Source organism: Pseudomonas sp. GW821-FHT03E01 (assembly GCF_059420765.1).
Genome location: NZ_JBWKUI010000008.1, coordinates 141,931 through 162,376, shown reverse-complemented (window position 1 = coordinate 162,376; position 20,446 = coordinate 141,931). Strand labels below are relative to the sequence as shown.

The following is a 20,446-nucleotide window of genomic DNA, read 5'->3' as shown; positions in this document are numbered from 1 at the left end:
TGGTCCTTTGCGTATACTGCGCAGATGTTTTTCCCAACGGCTTTGCGTCCGCGGTACGCCAAATGGCTGATCGCAACCGGACTCTTCCTGATGCTCAGTGGCTGTGTTGATAAACCCAACACGCTGGAGCGCGTAAAGGAGGATGGCGTGCTGCGGGTGGTTACCCGGAACAGCCCCGCCACCTACTTTCAGGATCGCAATGGTGAAACCGGCTTCGAATACGAGCTGGTGAAGCGCTTCGCCGACGATCTGGGGGTCGAACTCAAGATCGAAACCGCCGACAATCTCGACGACCTGTTCAATCAGGTGGGCAAGCCAAATGGCCCGGTGCTGGCCGCTGCCGGCCTGGTCAGCAGCGAGGACCGCAAAAAGCAGGTGCGGTTTTCCCATTCCTACCTCGAAGTCACCCCGCAGATCATCTATCGCAACGGCCAGTCGCGGCCGACCGACGCAGGCGATCTGGTCGGCAAGAAGATCATCGTGCTCAAGGGCAGCACCCACGCCGAGCAATTGGCAGAGCTGAAAAAGAAATATCCCGGCATTGAATACGAAGAGTCCGACGCAGTTGAAGTCGTCGACCTGCTGCGTATGGTCGACGAAGGTCAAATCGACCTGACCCTGGTCGACTCCAACGAAGTGGCGATGAACCAGGTCTACTTCCCCAACGTGCGGGTCGCCTTCGACCTCGGTGATGCCAGCAACCAGAGCTGGGCCGTGGCCGCCGGCGATGACAACAGCCTGCTCAACGAAATCAACACCTACCTCGACAAAGTAAAGCAAAACGGCACCCTGCAACGCCTCAAAGACCGCTACTACGGGCATGTCGACGTACTCGGCTACATGGGCGCCACCACCTTCGCCCAGCACTTGCAGCAACGACTGCCCAAATACGAACAGCACTTCAAGGCGTCCGCCAAGAAAGAAAAAGTCGACTGGCGCCTGCTGGCGGCAATCGGTTATCAGGAATCGCTGTGGCAAGCGGCGGTCACGTCCAAGACCGGCGTGCGCGGATTGATGATGCTGACGCAGAACACGGCGCAAGCCATGGGCGTTTCCAATCGCCTAGACCCCAAGCAGAGCATCATGGGCGGCGCGAAATACCTGGTCTACATGAAGGATCAACTGGACGAGTCGATCCAGGAGCCGGATCGTACGTGGTTCGCGCTGGCCGCCTACAACGTGGGCAGCGGTCACCTGGATGACGCGCGAAAACTGGCAGCCAAGGAAGGGTTGAATCCGGACAAATGGCTGGACGTGAAGAAAATACTGCCCCGCCTTTCGCAGAAGCAGTGGTACAGCAAGACTCGTTATGGCTACGCCCGTGGCGGCGAACCGGTGCATTTCGTGGCGAACATCCGTCGCTACTACGACATCCTGACGTGGGTCACGCAGCCGCAGCTCGAAGGCACCCAGGTCGCCGAGGGCAACCTGCATGTGCCGGGGGTCGACAAGACCAAGCCGAGCCAGGAAACCCCACCGCTTTAAATTATTGTTGTCTCCGATGACGCCTTCGCGGGCAAGCACCGCTCCTACAGGTTTGCGTCGAACACACAATTGCGTATCGACACGAAACTGTAGGAGCGAGGCTTGCCCGCGAAGGCAGCACCGCCGATCTCAACCCTTTAGTGCAGCAGCCAGAATCAGCGCCTTCATCTCCGACACTGCCGACTTGAACCCGACGAACAACGCATGGGCCACCAGCGCATGGCCGATATTCAGTTCGTTGATGCCCTTGATTGCCGCAACAGCCTCGACGTTGTGATAGTGCAAACCATGGCCGGCGTTGACGATCAGGCCTTGGGCCAGACCGAATGCCACGCCATCGGCCACACGCTTGAGCTCTTCAGCAACTTCGGTTGGCGTCTCGGCGTCCGCGTAACGCCCGGTGTGCAATTCAATGGCCGGCGCGCCCACACGACGGGACGCCTCAATCTGCCGCTCGTCAGCGTCGATGAACAGCGACACTTCGCAGCCAATCTTCGCCAGGCGATCCACCGCCGCCTTGATCCGCGCTTCCTGCCCCGCTACGTCCAGACCGCCTTCAGTGGTCAGTTCCTGACGGGTTTCCGGCACCAGGCAAACGTGCGCCGGGCGGATACGCTCGGCGAACGCCATCATTTCTTCGGTGACGCCCATTTCGAAATTCATGCGGGTTTGCAGCACGTCCTTGAGCAGCAGGACATCGCGCTCCTGAATGTGCCGGCGGTCTTCACGCAGATGCACGGTGATGCCGTCAGCGCCCGCCTCCTCCGCGTCCAGCGCTGCCTTGACCGGATCCGGGTAACGAGTACCCCGGGCCTGACGCAGGGTGGCAACGTGGTCGATGTTCACGCCAAGAAGAATGCGATTGCTGGTGGTCACGGAAGCGCTCCTGAAGAAGGGGGAAGTTCGGTGCACAGCATACGGGGAGACTACGGCTTTCGAAACAACTCACGACTAACCAATGGACGCCCCCCCAAGTGAACGGCCAACGCCTGACGCATCAAGCGCTTGGCGGCGGACAGCGCACCGGGCGCGGACCAGTCGGCATCGGCCATGGCCAGCAGTTCGGTACCGTTGAACAGGCCTGGTTGCAACAAGTAAACCCGCTCAAGACCCGCATCCACCTGCAAGCGGTAGAGACCGTCCGGCGCAATGGGGTCGCCATGGATGTCGGTATTCAGCGCGAAGCCATAACCGAGATCATCGAGCAGTCGCCATTCGAAGGAGCGCAGCAATGGTTCCAGTGGTCGACCTTCGGCCAGGGCAAGCAAGGTCGCGGCGTAGTGATCGAAAACCGCGGGATGAGGATCTTCGGCGGGCAGCAAGCGGATCAGCAATTCGTTGAGGTAGAGACCACTGAACAGCGCTTCGCCATTGAGCCAGGTGGAAACGCCGGCGCTTTCCATGCGGCCGACATTCTTCAGTTCGCCCCGGCCACGGAACTCGACTTCCAGCGGCACGAACGGCCGCGCCAACGTCCCGGCCTTGCCCCGCGCACTGCGCAACACCGCCCGCAGCCGACCTTGCGGCGTGAGGAAATCCACCAGCGCACTGCTTTCGCGGTAGGCGCGGGAATGGAGCACGTAGGCGGGTTGGCCGATGGGCGGGCTGGATGACATCAGTTTCCGAATCTCTGGAGATCCACTGTGGCGAGGGAGCTTGTCGGAACGCCGCACCGTCCCGCTGGACTGCGAAGCGGCCCCAAAACCATGCACCTCAGTGTTTCAGGTAAAACCGCGATGCCAGGATTTACGACTGCTTCGCCCGGGCGCGGATCGGCCGAACGGGAGCAAGCTCCCTCGCCACAAAAGCTCGCTCCTACAATTGAATCGATGTGCTGCTTGACGATTTACAGGTCGCCGTAACCCAGCGAACGCAAGGCGCGCTCGTCGTCAGACCAGCCACCTTTCACCTTGACCCACAGATTGAGCATGATCTTGGAGTCGAACAGCAGCTCCATGTCCTTGCGCGCTTCGGTGCCGATGCGCTTGATGCGCTCGCCCTTGTCGCCAATGATGATTTTCTTCTGACCGTCACGTTCAACGAGGATCAAAGCGTGAATGTGCAGGGTTTTGCCCTGCTGCTTGAACTCTTCGATTTCCACGGTGATCTGGTACGGCAGCTCGGCGCCCATCTGACGCATGATTTTTTCGCGTACCAGTTCAGCCGCAAGGAAGCGGCTGCTGCGGTCGGTGATCTGATCTTCCGGGAAGAAGTGATCGTTTTCCGGCAGGTGCTCGGCGATCACTCGCTCCAGCGTGTCAAGGTTGTGCCCGTGCTGGGCCGAGATCGGCATGATCTGCGCGTTCGGCAGCTGTTCCTGCAACCAGGTCAGGTGCGGCATCAGCTCGGATTTGTCTTCGATGCGGTCGGTCTTGTTCAGCGCCACGATCAGCGGACCGGTCACGTACTGAACGCGCTCGAGGACCATCTGGTCTTCGTCGGTCCACTTGGTACGGTCAACCACGAAGATCACCACGTCGACGTCTTTCAACGCCGCCGAAGCGGTCTTGTTCATGTAACGGTTCAGGGCCTTTTCGCCGCCCTTGTGCATACCCGGGGTGTCGACGTAGATCGCCTGAACGTCGCCTTCGGTCTTGATGCCCAGCATGTTGTGGCGGGTGGTCTGCGGCTTGCGTGAGGTGATCGCCAGTTTCTGACCCAGAATGTGGTTCAGCAGCGTGGACTTGCCCACGTTGGGACGGCCGACGATGGCAACATAGCCACAGCGAGTTGCGGTTGAATCAGTCATTGCCATTCTCCACACCCAGGGCAATCAGTGCTGCGGCGGCCGCTACCTGTTCGGCAATACGACGACTCACACCCTGACCTCGGCTTTTTTCATTCAGTAAGATGATTTCACATTCGACGAAGAACGTCCGGCAATGCGGCTCACCCTGGATATCCACCACTTCGTAACGCGGCAGCTCACAACCACGGGACTGCAGGAATTCCTGCAGGCGGGTTTTCGGATCTTTGTTGGTGTCGACCAGCGTCAGGCCTTCGAACTCTCCGGCCAGCCAGGCCAGCACGCGTTCGCGCGCCACCTCCATGCCGGCGTCCAGGTAGATCGCACCGATCAGCGCTTCGAGGGCATCGGCCAGAATCGACTCGCGACGGAAACCGCCGCTTTTCAATTCGCCGGAGCCCAGGCGCAGGTATTCACCCAGGTCGAAGCCACGAGCCAGTACGGCCAGGGTCTCACCTTTCACCAGGCGTGCGCGCAAACGCGACAACTGGCCTTCACGGGCCAGCGGGAAGCGATCGAACAGCGCCTCGCCGGCGACGAAATTGAGGATGGCATCGCCGAGGAATTCCAGGCGTTCGTTGTTGCGCCCGGCAAAACTGCGGTGAGTCAGGGCCAGGACCATCAGTTCCTGATCCTTGAAGGTGTAACCGAGCTGACGCTCGAGACGGCTTAAGGAGACGCTCACGGTTTACCCACGCTGAGTTCGTGGTTGGATTCCACCGCCAGGGCCTTGATGCGGCGCAGGCTTGGGACAATTAACGCTGTGTTCAAAAATAACGTCCTGAATATCGTTGTTTTCATGCTCCTGTCGCCGATTGTGCCGACTCCAGAAATGCATTCGGCGCTGTGTTCAACAGCGCCGTGTGTGATTACTTGATCAGACCAACCCGCGAGAAATTCGGCAGGTGACCGAGTTTGGGTTCCGGCCAGCTCATCCAGACTGCGAAGGCCTTGCCGACGATATTCTTGTCGGGAACCATGCCCAGCAGATCCTTGGGAATGCTCGGATCATCCCAGTAGCGACTGTCGTTCGAGTTGTCGCGGTTGTCGCCCATCATGAAGTAGTGCCCGGCCGGCACGGTCCACGAATGGTCCGGCGTTGCGCGGTAGCGGCTCATTTCCTTGCGGATCAGGTGCTCGGCGGCGCCAAGTTTTTCCTTGTAGAGCTCAGCGCTACCCAACGTGCCCGGCTCGGAGCCGACCAGTTGTTCGGCAATCGACTCACCATTGACGAACAGGCGCTTGTCGGCGGTGTAGCGAATCTGATCGCCCGGCAGGCCCACTACACGCTTGATGTAGTTGACGTTCGGGTCGCTCGGGTAGCGGAACACCATCACATCGCCGCGCTGCGGATCACCGACTTCGATGACTTTCTTGTCGATCACCGGCAAGCGGATCCCGTAAGAAAACTTGTTCACCAGAATGAAGTCACCGACATCCAGGGTTGGCTTCATTGAGCCGGAAGGAATCTGGAACGGTTCCACCAGGAACGAACGCAGCACCAGCACGATGAACAACACCGGGAAGAACGACTTGCCGTATTCGACCAGCAGCGGCTCTTTGTTCAGTTTCTCGATCACTACCATGTCAGCCTGGCTGACGCTCCCCTGATAGGAGTTGATGGCAGCCCGGCGCCGTGGCGCCAGGAACAGCAGATCGAGCAACGCCAACAGGCCGCAGACGAACACGGCGATGACCAGCAACAGCGGGAAATTTAGTGACATAGGACCTAACTATCCAACCTGAGCACGGCAAGGAAGGCTTCTTGTGGAATTTCCACGTTACCGACCTGCTTCATGCGTTTTTTACCGGCCTTTTGCTTTTCCAGCAGCTTTTTCTTACGGCTGACGTCACCACCGTAGCATTTGGCCAATACGTTCTTTCTGAGTGCCTTGACGGTTGTACGCGCCACAATCTGACCGCCAATGGCGGCCTGGATTGCCACGTCGAACATCTGCCGCGGAATCAGGTCTTTCATCTTCTCGGTCAACTGGCGACCTTTGTAGTGCGAGTTGTCACGGTGCACGATCAGCGCCAGAGCGTCGACCTTGTCGCCGTTGATCAGCACGTCCAGTTTCACCAGGCTGGCCGATTGGTAACGATCGAAATGGTAGTCCAGAGAAGCATAGCCGCGACTGGTGGATTTCAAACGATCAAAGAAGTCCAGCACCACTTCGTTCATCGGCAGGTCGTAGGTCACTTGTACCTGGGAGCCGAGGAACAGCATATCGACCTGTACGCCACGTTTTTCGATACACAGGGTAATGACGTTACCCAAGTGCTCTTGCGGCACAAGAATATTGGCGCGCACGATTGGCTCGCGCATGTCTTCGATGGCAGACAGGTCTGGCAGCTTGGACGGGTTATCGACGTAGATCGTCTCGCCGGTCTTGAGCAGCAGCTCGAAGATTACCGTCGGCGCCGTGGTAATCAGGTCCAGGTTGTATTCGCGCTCCAGGCGCTCCTGGATGATTTCCATGTGCAGCATGCCGAGGAAGCCGCAACGGAAGCCGAAACCCAGTGCGTCTGAGCTTTCCGGTGTGTATTGCAGCGACGAATCGTTGAGGGTGAGCTTTTGCAGCGCCTCGCGGAAGTCTTCGAAGTCGTCGGAGCTGACCGGGAACAGGCCGGCGTACACCTGCGGCTGAATGCGTTTGAAGCCTGGCAGCACATCGACGTCCGGCGTCGAGCTCAAGGTCAGGGTATCGCCCACTGGCGCACCGTGAATGTCCTTGATGCTGGCGATGATGAAGCCTACTTCACCGGCCTTCAGGTCGACGGTAGGGGTGTGCTTCGGGTTGAATACACCGACGCTGTCCACCAGGTGGATCTTGCCGGTGGACTTGACCAGAATCTTGTCGCCCTTCTTCACCCGACCGTGGCGCACACGAACCAGGGAAACAACGCCAAGGTAGTTGTCGAACCAGGAGTCGATGATCAACGCTTGCAACGGATCTTCGATGTTGCCGGTCGGCGCGGGAATGGTGTGAACCAGACGCTCGAGCACTTCATCGACGCCCAGGCCGGTCTTGGCACTGCACTCGACCGCGTCGGTGGCATCGATGCCGATGATTTTTTCGATTTCTTCCTTGACGCGCTCCGGATCGGCCTGTGGCAGGTCGATCTTGTTCAGCACCGGCATGACTTCCAGGCCCTGCTCGATCGCCGTGTAGCAGTTGGCAACCGACTGCGCCTCGACGCCCTGACCGGCATCGACCACCAGCAACGCCCCTTCACAAGCCGCCAGCGACCGGCTGACTTCATAGGTGAAGTCGACGTGGCCCGGGGTATCAATGAAGTTCAGCTGGTAGTTAATGCCATCGCGGGCTTTGTAATACAGGGTGACGCTGTGGGCCTTGATGGTGATCCCGCGTTCACGTTCCAGGTCCATGGAATCCAGCACCTGGGCTTCCATTTCGCGCTCGGCAAGGCCGCCGCACATCTGGATGAAGCGATCGGCCAGCGTCGACTTGCCATGGTCAATGTGGGCGATGATGGAGAAATTGCGGATATGACTCAAATCACTCACGGATCAACACTCAAAAAGGCTGCAGGCATAGCCCGCCGAAAAATAGCCGGGAATTGTACCTGATCCACGGCGCAAGCGTCACGTTTGCAGGTCAGACGGCGCCTACAAAAACGCCCCGGTCTTGCGACAGGGGCGTTTTTGGCGACTTTTGTAGGAGCCGGCTTGCTGGCGATGGGGACGCCGCGGTGGGTCTGGATGACCGCAGCGATGCCATCGCCAGCAAGCCGGCTCCTACAATCAACCGGCCCGGCGCAGCAACCAGACCCCGGCCAGGGCGCAGACACCGGCCGGCACCAGCACCGCAAACAGCGGCGAGAAGCCGAACACCAGGCTCGAAGGCCCGAGCAAATCCTGGACGATACGGAAGGTGAAGCCCACCAGTACACCAGTGAAGACCCGCTGACCGAGGGTCACCGAACGCAGCGGACCGAAGATGAAGGAAATCGCCATCAACACCAATGCAGCGGTCACCAGCGGCTGCAACACCTTTACCCAAAACGCCAGCCAGTAACGACCGTTGCTCAGGCCCTGGTCAGCCAGGTAGTGGATGTAATTCCACAGACCGCTAATCGACAACGACTCGGGCGCCATCACCACGGTACTCAGCAGTTGCGGGCTCAGGGCTATTTCCCAGCGCTCCACAGGGGCAGTCACCACTTCGGTACTTTTGTCATGGAACAGCGTGGTCGTGACATCTGTCAGTTGCCAGTGATCGGTATCGAATTCCGCACGTTTGGCGAAGCTCGAAGACAGCATGTGGCGTTGATCGTCAAAACGATAACGGGTCACGCCGTACAGCAGACCGTTGGGTTGCACGGAGTTGACGTGAATGAACTCATCACCCTGACGGTGCCACAAACCGTGCTTGGCGCTTTGCGCATCGCCACTGCCCTGGGCCAGCGAGCGGTTGGCTTGAGCGGTGATTTCCGTGGCCGGTGCGACGTACTCGCCAATTACCAGCCCTACCACCATCAGGATCAGCATCGGCTTCATCACGGCCCAGACGATCCGACCGATGGACACACCGGCGGCACGCATGATGGTCAGCTCGCTGTGACTGGCCAGACTGCCGAGGCCAATCAGGCAACCGATCAGCGCCGCCATCGGCAACATGTCGTACAGGCGGCGCGGCGCGGTCAGCAACACGTAACTCAGTACATCCATCAACGTGTAGGTATCGCTGACGTCGCTCATCTCATCGATGAAGGCGAACAGCGTTGCCAAGCCCAGAATGATCCCAAGCACCGCCAGGATCGCGATGAACACGCTGCTACCGATGTAGCGATCGAGCTTATCCACGGGCCACCTCCAGCGCGCTGCGGCGACTCGCCATCTTCAAGCTCAGCGACTCCCAATACAGCAAGCCAAGACCGATGGCCAGGAAGATTGCATGCACCCACCACAAGCCCAACACCGGCGGGATCTTGCCCTTTTCAAGGGCGCCGCGAGCGGCAATCAGGATGGTCAGGTAAGCCATATAAAGAAGAATCGCCGGCAGCAGCTTGAGGAAACGGCCCTGGCGCGGGTTGACCCGCGACAGCGGCACCGCCATCAGGGTCACGATGAAGACCAGCAACGGCAGGGACAGGCGCCATTGCAGTTCGGTACGCGAGCGGATGTCGTCGCTGCTCAGCAAGGAACTGGTGGTCATCGCATCGCGGTCGGTCACTTCGTCGCTGACGTCCGGCTTGGCCAGCAATACGCCGTACTCGTCGTACTTGATGGCGCGGTAGTCGGCCTGACCCGGATTACCGTCGTAGCGGTAGCCGTTGTCGAGGATCAGGTAACGGTTGCCATCGGGCCTGATTTCCTGATGGCCCTTCTCGGCTACCAGTACGGAAATCCCCCGATCCTTGTTGTCGGAACTGACATTCTTTTGCGAAATGAACACGCCGCCCAGATTGATGCGGTCATCCGACAGTTGCTCGGTGTAGGTCACCCGAGTGCCGTCGCGCAAGGCCTGGAAGCGACCCGGCTCGAGGGTGTCGAACTCGGTCAGTGCATCCTGCTTGTTCAACAGCAGCTGGAACTGGTTGGCACCTTGCGGTGCCAGGCTCAGGCTCAGCCACGCCACGATCAGGGCAACCAGGGTGGCCGGAAAAAGAGTCATGGCGAACAGACGCTGCTGGCTCATGCCAGTAGCAGACAACACGGTCATTTCGCTTTCGAGGTACAGACGACCGTAGGCCAGCAAGATCCCGAGAAACAGCCCCAAAGGCAGAATCAGCTGCAGGAAGCCCGGCAGGCGATAGCCCATGATCAGGAACAGCGAACCTGGATCCAGGAGCCCAGAGGCCGCCTGGGCGAGGTATTTGATGAAGCGTCCGCTCATGATGATGACCAGCAGCACGGCGCTGACGGCGCTCAAGGTCAACAGGACTTCGCGGGATAGATAACGGAAGACAATCAAACCAGACACTCCAGGGTTGTCAGGCTAAGCGGCCAAACAAACAAACGTATCAGCCGGCCCGCAGGGCAGGGCCGCCGAAAAAGATGGCGCATTATCCTGTGATTGAGTGCGCCTGTCACTGCGCATGCTCAAGCAAGCACCTGAACCGCTGAAGTTCGCATATCCGAGGGTTGTCAGGCGCAGGCAGCGAGGTTCAAACTGCGGCCTTTGTCGCTGGCAACACACCGGCGCCTTTCTACTTATAGGCAAGCCTCTGCGCGTCGCGCAGTTTGACCATTAATTCAGGGACCCGGACATGGAACTGGTTGTAAAAAGCGTTAGCCCGGAAACGTTGAAGACCGCCACGTTGGTAGTCTCCGTCCGCGAAGGCCGCAAGCTCGGCACCGTTGCCAAACAACTCGACGAACTGAGCGGCGGCGCTATCAGCGCAGTGCTCAAGCGCGGCGACCTGGCCGGCAAAGTCGGCCAAAACCTGTTGCTGCACAGCCTGCCCAACCTCAAGGCCGAACGCGTGCTGCTGGTGGGCGTGGGCAAGGATGAAGAACTGGGCGATCGCCCGTTCCGCAAAATCATCGCCGGCATCCTCAATACCCTGAAAGGCCTGGGCGGCAGCGATGCAGTGCTGGCCCTGGACGAAGTGGTGGTCAAGGGCCGTGACAGCTATGGCAAGACCCGCCTGCTGGCCGAAACACTGGTGGACGGCGAGTACATCTTCGAACAGTTCAAGAGCCAGAAAGCCGACCCGCGCTCCCTGAAGAAAGTCACTCTGGTGACCATCAAGGCGGCACAGGCTGAAGTCGAACGCGCCGTGGCCCACGCCACCGCGATCGCCAACGGCATGGCCTTCACCCGTGACCTGGGCAACCTGCCGCCGAACATCTGCCACCCGACATTCCTTGGTGAACAAGCCAAGAACCTGGGCAAAGAGTTCAAAAGCCTGAAGGTCGAAGTCCTCGATGAGAAGAAGATCAAGGACCTGGGCATGGGTTCGTTCTACGCCGTTGGCCAGGGCAGCGCCCAGCCACCGCGCCTGATCGTCATGCAATACAACGGCGGCAAGAAATCCGAGAAGCCGTACGCCCTCGTCGGCAAAGGCATCACCTTCGACACCGGCGGCATCAGCCTCAAGCCAGGCGCCGGCATGGATGAGATGAAGTACGACATGGGCGGCGCCGCCAGCGTGTTCGGCACCCTGCGTGCCGTGCTTGAGCTGAAACTGCCGATCAACCTGGTGTGCATCCTGGCCTGCGCCGAGAACATGCCGAGCGGCAACGCTTCGCGTCCGGGCGACATCGTCACCACCATGAGCGGCCAGACAGTTGAAATCCTCAATACCGACGCCGAAGGCCGTCTGGTGCTGTGCGATGCCCTGACCTACTCCGAACGCTTCAAGCCGCAAGCGGTGATCGACATCGCCACCCTGACCGGTGCTTGTGTCGTGGCACTGGGCGCCCACACCTCGGGCCTGCTGGGCAACAACGACGAACTGATCGGCCAGCTGCTGAGCGCCGGCCAAGCCGCCGACGACCGCGCCTGGCAACTGCCGCTGTTCGATGAGTATCAAGAGCAGCTGGACAGCCCGTTCGCCGACATCGCCAACATCGGCGGCCCGAAAGCCGGCACCATCACCGCCGCCTGCTTCCTGTCGCGCTTCACCAAGAACCTGAACTGGGCACACCTGGACATCGCCGGCACAGCCTGGACCAGCGGCGGCAAGGACAAGGGCGCCACTGGCCGTCCGGTTCCCCTGCTGACCCAATACCTGCTGGACCGCGCCAAAGCCTGAAACCGATGACTTGCAGCGGCGTCACTCTCGGGTGACGCCGCTTGCAACTCAGGAACCGCAATGACCAAAGTCGACTTCTATATCCTGCCCAGCGCCGATCCTTCGGCGCGGCTGGATTTCGCCTGCAAGCTCACCGAAAAAGCCTGGCGCATGGGCCACCGCATTTACCTGCATTGCAGCGATGCCGCCCAGCGTGATGCGCTCGATGCGCGGTTGTGGGCGTTCAAGGGCGAAAGCTTCGTGCCCCACGGCCCTGCCGAAAGCGAGCCGGACGGTTTGATTGTGTTGGGTCTTGGCGATGACTGCGGTCAGCATCAGGATCTGCTGGTCAATCTCGACCTGAAAGTCCCGGCCTTTGCCAGACAATTCGCCCGCGTGGCGGAAGTGGTGGTGGAAGACCCGGCGATTCGTGCGGCTGCGCGGGAGAGTTTTCGTTTCTACCGCGAACAGGGCTATCCTCTGCAAGATCACCGTTTACAGCGACTCTGAGCATTCCGATGGACACTCCAAAACCACCGCAAAAGTCCGTGCACCTGCTGGAAGACCTTGAGTCGATCCGCCAACTGCTCGGCGATGACAACCTGCAACCGCCGTTGCTGACCGACGCCGTCATTGAAGGCGACCAGGAACAGATTCCCATGCTGTTCGACACCGTCGGCCATGCGCCCCAGGTCGAACCGCCACCACCCGCCCCGGCCGCCCAGCCGGCCCCTGCCGCCAACAAGGGCCCCGATGCCCTGTTGCACCTGGATAGCGAGCTGCGCGCCGCCGCGCAATTGATCATGCAAGACGTGATCGACGACTTCGCCCCGCACATCGAAACCGAAATCAAACGCCGCCTTGATGCACGGATGGAACGGTTGCTTAGCCAGTACGAGTAACCTTGAGCCGAGCGGGCTTCTGTGGCGAGGGAGCTTGCTCCCGCTCGGCTGCGAAGCAGCCGCAAAACCCGAACACTCGGTGTACCTGATACACCTGACTTGATGGTCCGGGGCCGCTTCGCGCCCCAACGGGAGCAAGCTCCCTCGCCACGAGTCCCTTTCACAATTTGATCTGCGCCCTGTCCGCCCCTGCTCGCCCTACGCCCCGTGCCCCGCTATACTTCCCGGCTTTTCCTGAATAAATGCCAATAGGGTCCCGCCGCGCATGGATAAGACCTACCAGCCGCACGCCATTGAAACTTCCTGGTACAACACCTGGGAGTCCGAGAACTACTTCGCCCCTCAAGGCGAGGGCGAGTCCTACACCATCATGATCCCGCCGCCGAACGTCACCGGCAGCCTGCACATGGGTCACGGCTTCAACAACGCGATCATGGACGCCCTGATCCGTTTCCGCCGCATGCAGGGTCGCAACACCCTGTGGCAGCCAGGCACCGACCACGCCGGTATCGCCACGCAAATGCTGGTGGAGCGTCAACTCGAAGCTCAGGGCCAGAATCGTCACGATCTGGGCCGTGAGAAATTCCTCGAGAAAGTCTGGGAATGGAAGGATCAGTCCGGCGGCAACATCAGCCGTCAGATCCGCCGCCTCGGCTCGTCCGTGGATTGGAGCCGTGAGCGCTTCACCATGGACGACGGCCTCTCGGAGGCGGTGAAAGAAGCCTTCGTGCGCCTGCACGAGGACGGTCTGATCTATCGCGGCAAGCGTCTGGTCAACTGGGACACCAAGCTGCACACGGCGATTTCCGACCTTGAAGTGGAAAACCACGACGAGAAAGGTTTCCTGTGGAACCTGAAGTACCCGCTGGCCGATGGCGCCAAAACCGCTGAAGGCAACGACTACCTGATCGTCGCGACCACGCGTCCGGAAACCATGCTCGGCGACGCCGCCGTGGCCGTTAACCCGAACGATGAACGCTACAAAGCCCTGATCGGCAAATTTGTCGAGCTGCCGCTGGTTGGCCGCCGCATCCCGATCATCGCCGACGATTACTGCGACCCTGAATTCGGCACCGGCTGCGTGAAAATCACCCCGGCCCACGATTTCAACGACTACGAAGTCGGCAAGCGCCACAACCTGCCGCTGCTGAACATCTTCGACAAAAACGCCCATGTGCTGCCTGCGGCCCAGGTGTTCAATCTCGACGGCACACTGAACGAGAGCATCGACGGCAAGATCCCGGCCGAATACGCCGGCCTCGACCGCTTCGAAGCGCGCAAGCAGATCGTGGCAGCGTTCGAAGCCGCCGGCCTGCTGGTCAGCGTCGACGACCACGCCCTGAAAGTGCCTAAAGGCGACCGCTCCGGCACCATCATCGAGCCGTGGCTGACCGACCAGTGGTACGTGTCCACCAAGCCATTGGCCGAGCCGGCCATCGCCGCGGTTGAAGATGGCCGCATTCAGTTCGTGCCAAAGCAGTACGAAAACATGTACTTCTCGTGGATGCGCGATATCCAGGACTGGTGCATCAGCCGTCAGCTGTGGTGGGGCCACCGGATTCCGGCCTGGTACGACGAGTCGGGCAAGGTCTATGTCGGTCGCGACGAAGCCGAAGTGCGTGCCAAGCACAACCTCGGGCCGGACGTTGCGCTGCAACAAGACAACGACGTTCTGGATACCTGGTTCAGTTCGGGCCTGTGGACCTTCTCCACCCTCGGCTGGCCGGAACAGACCGAATTCCTTAAGAAATTCCACTCCACCGACGTGCTGGTGACCGGTTTCGACATCATTTTCTTCTGGGTTGCCCGGATGATCATGCTCACCATGCACTTGGTGAAAAATGAAGACGGCACGCCGCAGGTTCCATTCAAGACCGTGTATGTGCACGGTCTGGTACGTGATGGCCAGGGCCAGAAGATGTCCAAGTCCAAGGGTAACGTCCTGGACCCGCTGGACATCATTGACGGTATCGAACTGGAAGATCTGGTGCAGAAACGCACCTCCGGCATGATGCAGCCGAAACTGGCGAAGAAGATCGAGAAGCAGACCCGCGACGAGTTCGCCGACGGCATCGCCAGCTACGGCACCGACGCCCTGCGCTTCACGTTCTGCTCGCTGGCGTCCACCGGTCGCGACATCAAGTTCGACATGGGCCGCGTCGAAGGCTACCGCAACTTCTGCAACAAGATCTGGAACGCCGCGCGCTACGTACTGGACAAGGGTGAAGACTGCGGCCAGAACGGCGAAGCCTATGAGCTCTCGCTGGCGGATCGCTGGATCATCTCGCAGTTGCAACGCACTGAAGCCGAAGTGACCCGTCAGCTCGATCAGTTCCGTTTCGACCTGGCAGCACAAGCCTTGTACGAGTTCATCTGGAACCAGTATTGCGACTGGTACCTGGAACTGTCCAAGCCTGTGCTGTGGGACGAAAACGCGCCGGTCGAGCGTCAGCGCGGCACCCGTCGCACTCTGGTTCGAGTGCTGGAAGTCGCTTTGCGCCTGGCTCACCCGTTCATGCCATTCATCACCGAAGAAATCTGGCAGCGCGTCGCACCGCTCGCCGGTATTCAAGGCAAGACGATCATGCTGCAACCTTGGCCAGTGGCCGTTGAGGCACGCATCGACCAGGCTGCCGAAGACGATATCGAATGGCTCAAGGGTCTGATGCTCGGCACCCGTAACATCCGCGGTGAAATGAACATCGGTCCAGGCAAGCCGCTGAACCTGTTCCTGAAAAACGTCAGCGCCGAAGATCAGCGTCGACTCACCGAGAACGAAGCCCTGCTGAAGAAGCTGGCGCGCCTGGAATCGATCACTGTTCTGAAGGCTGGCGAAGAAGCACCACTGTCCGCCACCGCACTGGTTGGCGAGATGGAAGTGCTGGTGCCGATGGCCGGCCTGATCGACAAGGACGCCGAACTGGCGCGCCTGGACAAGGAAATCCTGCGTTTGCAGGGCGAAGTTCAGCGCGTCGGCGGCAAGCTGTCCAACGCCGGTTTCGTCGACAAGGCTCCGGCCGAAGTCATCGAGAAGGAACGCGCCAAACTGGCTGAAGCTGAACAGGCTTTGGGCAAGCTGGCCGAGCAACATGCGCGGATTGCCAGTTTGTAACGGCACATCGCAATGAAACAGGGAGGCCCCAGCGGCCTCCCTTTTTTATGCCCGCTACATTCTCCCAAACACCCGCTGCCACACGGACATGCGGCGATCTTCACAATTGGGTGACCAGCAGCTGGATGTGGGACAATACCCGCCACTTTTAGCCATACCCGAATCGACCTCGCCCATGACCGCCCCCAGCACACCCAAACCTGCGCGCAAAAAGCCTAAACCCGCGACCCCGGCCAAAGCCGTGGAGCCACGCGAGAAGGCCAGCCTGCACCCGCGCAATCGCCATCAGGGTCGTTACGACTTCCCGGCGCTGATCAAGAGCACGCCGGAACTGGCGAAGTTCGTGATCATCAATCCGTACGGCAAGGAGAGCATCGACTTCGCCAGCCCGGACGCGGTGCGAGTGTTCAACCGGGCGCTGCTCAAGGCGTTCTATGGCATCGCCCATTGGGACATCCCGGCCGACTACCTGTGCCCGCCGGTTCCGGGCCGTGCCGACTACGTGCACTTCCTGGCCGACCTGCTGGCCAGCGTCAACGACGGCGAGATCCCTCGCGGCGCGCCGGTCAAGGTGCTCGATATCGGCATGGGCGCCAACTGCGTCTATCCGCTGATCGGCTACAGCGACTACCGTTGGCACTTCCTCGGCTCGGAAATCGACCCGATAGCCGTAGCCTCAGCCAAAGCCATCGTGCAGTCCAACGGGCTGAACAAAGCCATCCAGCTTCGCCAGCAAACTAATCCCAAGCACATTCTGTTGGGCTTGCTCGAACCCGGCGAACGCTTTGACCTGACGATGTGCAACCCGCCGTTCCACGCCTCGATGGACGAGGCGACCAAGGGTAGCGTGCGTAAATGGCGCGCGCTGGGCCGCGCCGACCCAAAACGCAAACTGCCGGTGCTGAACTTTGGCGGGCAATCGGCCGAACTGTGGTGTGAAGGTGGCGAGGCACGGTTTGTGACGCAACTAATCGCCGAGAGCGCGCACTTTCAACACAAAGTGCTTTGGTTCAGCACCCTGGTCTCGAAAGCCTCGAACCTGCCGGCGATCCAGACGGCGCTGAAAAAGGCCGGCGTATTGGAAAGCCAGGTCGTGGAAATGTCCCAAGGGCAGAAGCAAAGTCGCTTCGTCGCCTGGACCTTCCAGACCAAATCCGAGCAACAGGTCTGGCGCGAGCGCTGGGCCCGCAAAAGCTGAGTAACAACCGAGACAGCGATTGAGCCTGATCAATCGCTGAATCGCAGACACAAAAAAACCGTGCCCGGATTGCTCCGGAGCACGGTTTTTTTAACAAGTCTTACTTGTTGACAGCGTCGGTCAGGCCTTTGGCCACAACCAGCTTGATCACTTTCTTGGCAGCGATTTCGATGGCAGCGCCAGTCGAAGGGTTGCGGCCGGTACGGGCAGGACGCTCAGTCACTTTCAGCTTGCCGATACCTGGCAGAGTGATTTCGCCGCCGTTTTCCAGCTGATCGGCAACGATTTGGCCCAGTTGGTCCAGAGCGTTACGCGCGGTGGTTTTTGGCGCGTCGATAGCTTCAGCGATGTCGGCGATCAGTTGGTCTTTAGTAAGAGCCATTGTAGTGTTCCTTCCCTATCAAATTCATATGGATTGCAGAGTGCAGTGTCAGCCATCGAGCCCGATCTTCTGGATCTGGCACCCTCGGCCATAACCACGACGAGTCGGGGTTATAGATACCGAAATCAGGGTTTGGTTCGACCTGACAAATGCTGAATGCACGCTTAACGCAGTGACTTCGCGTAAGACCGGGCAAAACTAGCACAGAGACGGGGAAATATCCGCCTCTAGCTACCCATTTGGTCAGCTTTATTGCTCTAAATCGGGAAAAAATCACATCAGGGTCGCCGGAGAGCTTCGAATTGCCCTTCGGACCACGCCAAAACCAGTGGTTGCGGTACACTGGGCGCTTTTTCGGGGGAGCACGCCCTCCTCTCTCCAATCAGCCGAGAAGCCCATGCCGATCCGTCATTGCATCGTCCACCTGATCGACAAAAAACCCGACGGCACACCCGCAGTTCTTCACGCCCGCGACTCTGAACTGGCTGAGTCCGCGGCCATCGAGAACATGCTCGCCGACTTGAACGAAAGCTATAACGCCAAACAGGGCAAAGCCTGGGGGCTGTTCCATCCGGAGTCCGGCGCGTTTCCATTCAGCGGCTGGCTGAAGGAATACCTCGACGGTGGTCGTGATTTCACGGCCTTCAGCCGGGTGGCGGTCGAACATCTGCAAAAGCTGATGGAAGAATCCAACCTCTCGGTCGGTGGCCATGTGCTGTTTGCGCATTACCAGCAAGGCATGACCGATTACCTGGCCATCGCCCTGCTGCACCACAGCGAAGGCGTGGCGGTGACCGATCAGCTGGACGTGACCCCTTCGCGACATCTGGACCTTGGCCAGTTGCACCTGGCGGCGCGGATAAACGTCTCCGAGTGGCAGAACAACAAGCAGTCCAAGCAGTACATCTCGTTCATCAAAGGCAAGAACGGCAAAAAGGTTTCGGAGTACTTCCGCGACTTCATCGGCTGCCAGGAAGGCGTCGACGGCCCCGGTGAAACCCGCACTCTGCTCAAGGCGTTCAGTGACTTCGTCGAAAGCGAAGACCTGCCGGAAGAGTCCGCGCGTGAGAAGACCAAGACCCTGGTGGATTACGCCAGCAGCCAGGCCAAAATGGGCGAGCCCATGGGCCTGGAAGAGTTGTCCGGACTGATCGACGAAGATCGCCCGAAAGCCTTCTACGATCACATCCGCAACAAGGACTACGGCCTGTCCCCGGAGATCCCGGCGGACAAGCGCACCCTGAACCAGTTCCGCCGCTTCACCGGCCGCGCCGAAGGCCTGTCGATCAGTTTCGAAGCGCACCTGTTGGGTTCGAAGATCGAATACGACGAGGAGGCCGGCACGCTGATCATCAAAGGCCTGCCGACCCAACTGACCGACCAGCTCAAGCGACGCAACTGATGCTCGGCGGCGTGTTGAAAAAATTCCTGCTGATCCTGCTGGTGGTCGTGGTTTACCAGAACTGGGGCAAGATCGAACGGGTACTTCACCCCTCGCAGGTGGTGTCCGAGCAGACCCAGGCCAAGGCCAACGTCGTGCTCTACGCCACTGACTGGTGCGGCTACTGCAAGCTGACCCGGCGCTTCCTCGATCAGAAAGGTATTCCGTACAAGGAATTCGATATCGAGAAGGATGCCGTGGCGCGCAAAGCCTATGAGGCACTCGGCGGACGCGGGATTCCGATCATCGATGTGAATGGAACGTTGATTCGCGGGTATGACCCGGACCAGGTGCTTGCGGCGCTGAAATAACCATCAGCTTCAAACAATCCTGTGGCGAGGGGGCTTGCCCCCGTTCGGCTGCGCAGCAGTCGCAATTTCCCGTGGATACGGTTTTCTCATCGAAATGCTGGGGCCGCTTCGCGACCCAACGGGGGCAAGCCCCCTCGCCACAGGTGCGTACGTCAGCAAGCCTCTATGCGAAACCCGAACCGCGGAAAGTGCACATGCACCACACCGGCCCGCTCGTCTTCACGGCGCACAATCAACTCTTCGCTGCCGGCAAACATCAACTCACCCGCCACCGGATCAACCCCGTAATCGGTCGCTGCAATCACCACCTGCTGGCCAACCTCGAACCCGTTCGGCTCATCGAACTGCTCATCCGGCAACGGGGCCGGTGTGGCATTGCGGGCAATCTCTAGCGCTTGCTCGGCCGTCATCTCGCTGAATGCGCCATGACCAAAACCCATCACGCGGCCAAACCACGCCGAAACGGCCGGATAAGCATCCACTAACGGTGACGTCACGTGCGTCGCCTTGAGGAACCACAGCGAGTGAGCCAGGGCAAAGTCGGCAATCGACGGTTCGCCGAACAGGAAGTCCCCCTGCTCGCGTTGAAGCTGCTGCTCCAGACGCGCCATGATCGTTGGCCACTGATGCTTTGCCTGCTCGGCCGACAACCGAGTGGCACTGCCACCGCTGAACAAGCCGGAGCGATCGGCCAGAAATGCCTTGATCGCTTCCGGCGACAATTTGCCGAAGCGCACCGCTACCGATTCTGGCTGGAACACCAGGCTGACTGCATGCTGGAACACCACCGAATCGGCCCATGCCGCGAAGGTCGCCGTGACCATTTCCTGGCCTTCCGGGAAAAACGCCGGCGACGCTTTTTCCTGCTCCAGACGACGAGCGATCAACGCGGTGTCGCAATAGACATCAGCACCGATCTGCAACACCGGCGTCTTGCGGTAGCCGCCGGTCAGGGCCGTCAGGTCGGGTTTTGGCATCACCGGCGAGATCATCACAGAGCGCCAGGACAACCCCTTGAAACCCAGCAGCAAGCGGGCCTTTTCGGCGAAAGGGGACGTCGGGTAATGATGCAGAATCAACTCGGACATGCTCGGCTCCGCCGCTCGGATAAGGAGCCCGCAGCTTAGCGCGCAATCGGCGGGCAGCCTACCCATCTGCCTGATGG

Annotated in this window: 18 protein-coding genes; 8 read left to right on the top strand and 10 right to left on the bottom strand. The window is 59.8% G+C overall.

The genetic code is table 11. The features are described 5' to 3' along the window. Positions 1-24: 24 nt before the first annotated feature. Positions 25-1,485: a membrane-bound lytic murein transglycosylase MltF gene (gene mltF / locus AC07VO_RS15485; RefSeq protein ID WP_018927086.1), complete on the top strand. Its 1,461-nt coding sequence runs from the start codon at positions 25-27 to the stop codon at positions 1,483-1,485. 129 nt (positions 1,486-1,614) lie between these two features. Here mltF and pdxJ read toward each other — a convergent pair whose 3' ends face one another. The 8 genes from pdxJ to lptF all read right to left on the bottom strand — a co-directional run bounded on the left by pdxJ (position 1,615) and on the right by lptF (position 10,170). Then, the gene (gene pdxJ, locus AC07VO_RS15480) at positions 1,615-2,361 is read right to left on the bottom strand and encodes a pyridoxine 5'-phosphate synthase (protein WP_007936221.1); all 747 of its coding nucleotides are present in this window, start codon (positions 2,359-2,361) and stop codon (positions 1,615-1,617) included. A 50-nt stretch (positions 2,362-2,411) separates the two neighbouring features. Continuing rightward, entirely contained in the window at positions 2,412-3,101 is a 690-nt protein-coding gene (gene recO, locus AC07VO_RS15475; protein WP_018927087.1) for a DNA repair protein RecO, read from the bottom strand. 230 nt (positions 3,102-3,331) lie between these two features. Continuing rightward, positions 3,332-4,234 carry a GTPase Era gene (gene era, locus AC07VO_RS15470; protein ID WP_018927088.1) on the bottom strand — a complete coding sequence of 301 codons (903 nt, stop codon included), beginning with the start codon at positions 4,232-4,234 and terminating at the stop codon, positions 3,332-3,334. Further along, complete coding sequence (gene rnc / locus AC07VO_RS15465) at positions 4,227-4,916, bottom strand: ribonuclease III (protein ID WP_018927089.1); 690 nt, start codon at positions 4,914-4,916, stop codon at positions 4,227-4,229. Before rnc ends, era begins: the two co-directional genes overlap by 8 nt. Positions 4,917-5,100: 184 nt before the next feature. Next, positions 5,101-5,955 carry a signal peptidase I gene (gene lepB, locus AC07VO_RS15460; protein WP_018927091.1) on the bottom strand — a complete coding sequence of 285 codons (855 nt, stop codon included), beginning with the start codon at positions 5,953-5,955 and terminating at the stop codon, positions 5,101-5,103. A 5-nt stretch (positions 5,956-5,960) separates the two neighbouring features. Next, positions 5,961-7,760, bottom strand: a complete 1,800-nt coding sequence (lepA, locus tag AC07VO_RS15455; RefSeq protein WP_018927092.1) for a translation elongation factor 4 — start codon at positions 7,758-7,760, stop codon at positions 5,961-5,963. A gap of 237 nt (positions 7,761-7,997) precedes the next feature. Further along, complete coding sequence (lptG, locus tag AC07VO_RS15450; RefSeq protein WP_064620160.1) at positions 7,998-9,059, bottom strand: LPS export ABC transporter permease LptG; 1,062 nt, start codon at positions 9,057-9,059, stop codon at positions 7,998-8,000. Next, entirely contained in the window at positions 9,052-10,170 is a 1,119-nt protein-coding gene (gene lptF, locus AC07VO_RS15445) for an LPS export ABC transporter permease LptF (protein ID WP_064620163.1), read from the bottom strand. The genes lptG and lptF overlap by 8 nt, the downstream gene beginning before the upstream one ends. A gap of 295 nt (positions 10,171-10,465) precedes the next feature. Here lptF and AC07VO_RS15440 point away from each other — a divergent pair, with 295 nt between their 5' ends. From AC07VO_RS15440 to rlmF, 5 genes are all read left to right on the top strand, one after another. Beyond that, on the top strand, positions 10,466-11,956 hold the full coding sequence (locus tag AC07VO_RS15440; RefSeq protein WP_086944739.1) for a leucyl aminopeptidase: 1,491 nt from the start codon (positions 10,466-10,468) through the stop codon (positions 11,954-11,956). 60 nt (positions 11,957-12,016) lie between these two features. Then, a complete protein-coding gene (locus AC07VO_RS15435) occupies positions 12,017-12,445 on the top strand; it encodes a DNA polymerase III subunit chi (RefSeq protein ID WP_018927096.1) in 429 nt (142 codons plus the stop codon). A gap of 8 nt (positions 12,446-12,453) precedes the next feature. After that, positions 12,454-12,837, top strand: a complete 384-nt coding sequence (locus tag AC07VO_RS15430) for a hypothetical protein (protein WP_018927097.1) — start codon at positions 12,454-12,456, stop codon at positions 12,835-12,837. A gap of 265 nt (positions 12,838-13,102) precedes the next feature. Then, the gene (locus AC07VO_RS15425) at positions 13,103-15,949 is read left to right on the top strand and encodes a valine--tRNA ligase (RefSeq protein WP_086944738.1); all 2,847 of its coding nucleotides are present in this window, start codon (positions 13,103-13,105) and stop codon (positions 15,947-15,949) included. Between the two features lie 175 nt (positions 15,950-16,124). Further along, the gene (gene rlmF, locus AC07VO_RS15420) at positions 16,125-17,147 is read left to right on the top strand and encodes a 23S rRNA (adenine(1618)-N(6))-methyltransferase RlmF (RefSeq protein ID WP_018927099.1); all 1,023 of its coding nucleotides are present in this window, start codon (positions 16,125-16,127) and stop codon (positions 17,145-17,147) included. 100 nt (positions 17,148-17,247) lie between these two features. On the opposite strand, the gene AC07VO_RS15415 is transcribed toward rlmF, so the two are convergent. Further along, positions 17,248-17,529 (bottom strand): HU family DNA-binding protein, encoded by a 282-nt coding sequence (locus AC07VO_RS15415; RefSeq protein WP_007905514.1) that lies wholly within the window; start codon positions 17,527-17,529, stop codon positions 17,248-17,250. Positions 17,530-17,926: 397 nt separating this feature from the next. Between AC07VO_RS15415 and yejK the strand changes: the two genes are divergently transcribed. Together yejK and AC07VO_RS15405 are read left to right on the top strand one after the other, a co-directional pair. Next, a complete protein-coding gene (gene yejK / locus AC07VO_RS15410; protein ID WP_019581084.1) occupies positions 17,927-18,931 on the top strand; it encodes a nucleoid-associated protein YejK in 1,005 nt (334 codons plus the stop codon). Continuing rightward, positions 18,931-19,281 carry a glutaredoxin family protein gene (locus tag AC07VO_RS15405; RefSeq protein ID WP_018927101.1) on the top strand — a complete coding sequence of 117 codons (351 nt, stop codon included), beginning with the start codon at positions 18,931-18,933 and terminating at the stop codon, positions 19,279-19,281. Before yejK ends, AC07VO_RS15405 begins: the two co-directional genes overlap by 1 nt. Positions 19,282-19,433: 152 nt before the next feature. Here the strand turns inward: AC07VO_RS15405 and AC07VO_RS15400 are convergent, their stop codons facing one another. Continuing rightward, complete coding sequence (locus AC07VO_RS15400; RefSeq protein ID WP_086944737.1) at positions 19,434-20,369, bottom strand: glutathione S-transferase family protein; 936 nt, start codon at positions 20,367-20,369, stop codon at positions 19,434-19,436. Positions 20,370-20,446 lie beyond the last annotated feature (77 nt).